At 74.6% G+C, this 2,586-nt stretch carries 4 protein-coding genes; all 4 read right to left on the bottom strand.

Annotated elements, in window-relative coordinates; translation table 11 throughout:
• On the bottom strand, nucleotides 1-299 hold a 299-nt coding region (locus tag ACYVJ4_RS18225), incomplete at its 3' end, for a translation initiation factor IF-2 N-terminal domain-containing protein (RefSeq protein WP_460461496.1).
• A gap of 91 nt (nucleotides 300-390) precedes the next feature.
• A complete protein-coding gene (locus tag ACYVJ4_RS18220) occupies nucleotides 391-651 on the bottom strand; it encodes a YlxR family protein (protein WP_460461495.1) in 261 nt (86 codons plus the stop codon).
• A gap of 113 nt (nucleotides 652-764) precedes the next feature.
• The gene (nusA, locus tag ACYVJ4_RS18215; RefSeq protein WP_460461494.1) at nucleotides 765-1,832 is read right to left on the bottom strand and encodes a transcription termination factor NusA; all 1,068 of its coding nucleotides are present in this window, start codon (nucleotides 1,830-1,832) and stop codon (nucleotides 765-767) included.
• Between the two features lies 1 nt (nucleotide 1,833).
• A complete protein-coding gene (rimP, locus tag ACYVJ4_RS18210) occupies nucleotides 1,834-2,358 on the bottom strand; it encodes a ribosome maturation factor RimP (RefSeq protein ID WP_460461493.1) in 525 nt (174 codons plus the stop codon).
• Nucleotides 2,359-2,586: the final 228 nt, after the last annotated feature.

Below are 2,586 nucleotides of genomic sequence, written 5' to 3'. Positions count from 1 at the left end.
GGGGTGTCGGCCGCCGGAGCAGCCGGCGCGGCCGGTGCCGCGGGCGCCTCGGCGGGCGCCTCGGGCGCCGCCGGGGCGGGGGCGGCCCTCTTGGCCGTCGTCTTCTTCGCCGCGGCCTTCTTGGCCGGTGCGGCGGCTTCGGCGGCCGGCATCTGCTCGCGCAGGCGGCGCACCACGGGGGGCTCGACGGTCGACGACGCCGACCGGACGAACTCGCCCATCTCGTTGAGCTTGGTCATGACGACCTTGCTCTCGACTCCGAGCTCCTTCGCGAGCTCGTAGACCCGGACCTTTGCCACGTCTCTCCCTGTCTGTGGTCCGAGCCAGAGCAGGCGCGGACCGTCGTTAGTGCTGGGGGGTGTTCATCGCTGGGTGCTCATCGGGTGCTCATCAGCGTTCTGACCCGCTTCCGGTTGCTCTGGTCGCCGCCGACGGTGACGGTGACGTACGAGGTGCTGTGCTGGTGGTGCTCATCGCTGCGGCGATGCCGACCTGGTCGACCCTCGCCCCGGTGCGCAGGGCCCGGGTCAGCGCCGAGCGGCGCTGAGCGAGGGTCCAGCAGTCCGGGTCCGGGTGCAGCCAGGCGCCGCGCCCCGGCAGGGCCCGGCGCGGGTCGTGGACGACGGTGGGCTCACCGTCGACCTCGGCCACGGCGAACCGCAGGAGGACGGACCGACCCCCCTGACGACGGCATCCTGCGCACCGCCGCTGGGGCTCGATCGCGTCCAGTCTACCGCGTCGGGCGCCGGGGTCGCTCGCCGCGGTCACGACCCCTCGGCGTCTGGTGCTGCGTCCGGTGCTGCGTCCGGTGCTGCGTCCGGTGCGGCGTCCTGCTGCTCGCCGGGCTGCTCCTCGGGCTGCTCGTCCGACGGCTGGGTGTCCGGCCGGATGTCGATGCGCCAGCCGGTGAGCTTGGCCGCCAGGCGGGCGTTCTGGCCCTCCTTGCCGATGGCGAGCGAGAGCTGGTAGTCGGGCACGACCACGCGGGCCGAGCGCGCGGCCCGGTCGACCACCACGACCTCGCTGACCCGGGCCGGCGACAGCGCGTGCGCCACGAACGCCGCGGGGTCGTCGTCCCAGTCGACGATGTCGATCTTCTCGCCGTGCAGCTCGGACATCACCGCGCGCACCCGCTGGCCCATCGGCCCGATGCAGGCGCCCTTGGCGTTCAGCCCGGCCACCCCGGTGCGCACCGCGATCTTGCTGCGGTGCCCGGCCTCGCGGGCCAGCGCCATGATCTCGACACTGCCGTCGGCGATCTCGGGCACCTCGAGCGCGAAGAGCTTGCGCACCAGGTTGGGGTGCGTGCGCGAGAGCTGGATCTGCGGGCCCTTGGCGCCCTTGCGCACCGCGACGACGAAGCAGCGCAGCCGCTCGCCGTGCACGTACTGCTCGCCGGGGACCTGCTCGGTCTGGGGCAGCACGCCCTCGACGGTGCCGAGGTCGACCAGCACGGTGCGCGGGTCGGTGCCCTGCTGGATCACGCCGCCGACGACGTCGCCCTCGCGGCCGCGGAACTCGCCGAGCACGGCCTCGTCCTCGACGTCGCGCAGGCGCTGCAGGATCACCTGGCGCGCGGTCGAGGCCGCGATCCGGCCGAAGCCCTCGGGCGTGTCGTCGTACTCGCGGGTGGTGCCGTCGTCGAGGGTCTCGCGGGCCCAGACCACGACGTGGCCCGAGCTGCGGTCGAGCTCGACGCGCGCGTGCGGGTGGGCACCCTCGGTGCGGTGGTAGGCCACGAGCAGCGCCTGCTCGATGGCGGCGATGAGCACCCCCGCGGGGATCTCCTTCTCGCGCTCCAGCAGCCGCAGGGCGGTCAGGTCGATGTCCACGTCACTCCCCGCTCTCGTCGAGGGCCTTGAACTCCACCTGCACCAGCGCCCGCTCGACGTCGTCCCACGCCAGCTCGCGGTCCTTGGCGGGCATGCCCTTCTTGGCACCCGGGACGGCGAGCACGAGGTGGTCGTCGGCGGCGGTGATGCGGCCGGTGACGGCGCTGCCGTCGGCCAGCGTCACCTCGACGGTGCGCCGCAGGTTGCGCCGGAAGTGCCGGCGCTCGGTGAGCGGCCGGTCGACGCCGGGCGAGCTGACCTCGAGGACGTACGGCGTGGCGCCCATGACGTCGTCCGCGTCGAGCGCCGTCGAGATCTCGCGCGAGGCCTCGGCGACCGCGTCCAGCGACAGGCCCTCGTCGGCGCTCTCGTCGGCGACGTCGAGGACCACGCGCAGCACCCGCCGCGAGCCGGCGGGGGTGACCGTGACGTCCTCGAGCACGAGCCCGAGGCCGTCGACCACCGGTCCGAGCGCCTGGCGCACGGACTGCGCCGTCGCCCCGCCTGCCGAGTCCTGCCTGGCCACCGGTGCCTCCTGCCGCTGTTCTCGAGTGGTCGGCGACGTCGTCGCCGAGACCTCAACCCTACCCACATCCGGGCCGTGCGAGGATCGGCGTCGTGCCTGCCGACGAGCGGCCCGCCGGGGGGTCCACGACGCGCCGCGCGGTGCTGCTCGGCGGCGCGTCCGGGCTGGCCGCCCTGGTGGCGCCGACGGCGCTCGCCGGGTGCACGCTGCGCGTCGGGCAGCCGGACG

The organism is Angustibacter peucedani, assembly GCF_054779595.1.
The sequence above is the reverse complement of the archived record's forward strand: the minus strand, read 5'-3'. Positions and strand labels throughout refer to the sequence as shown.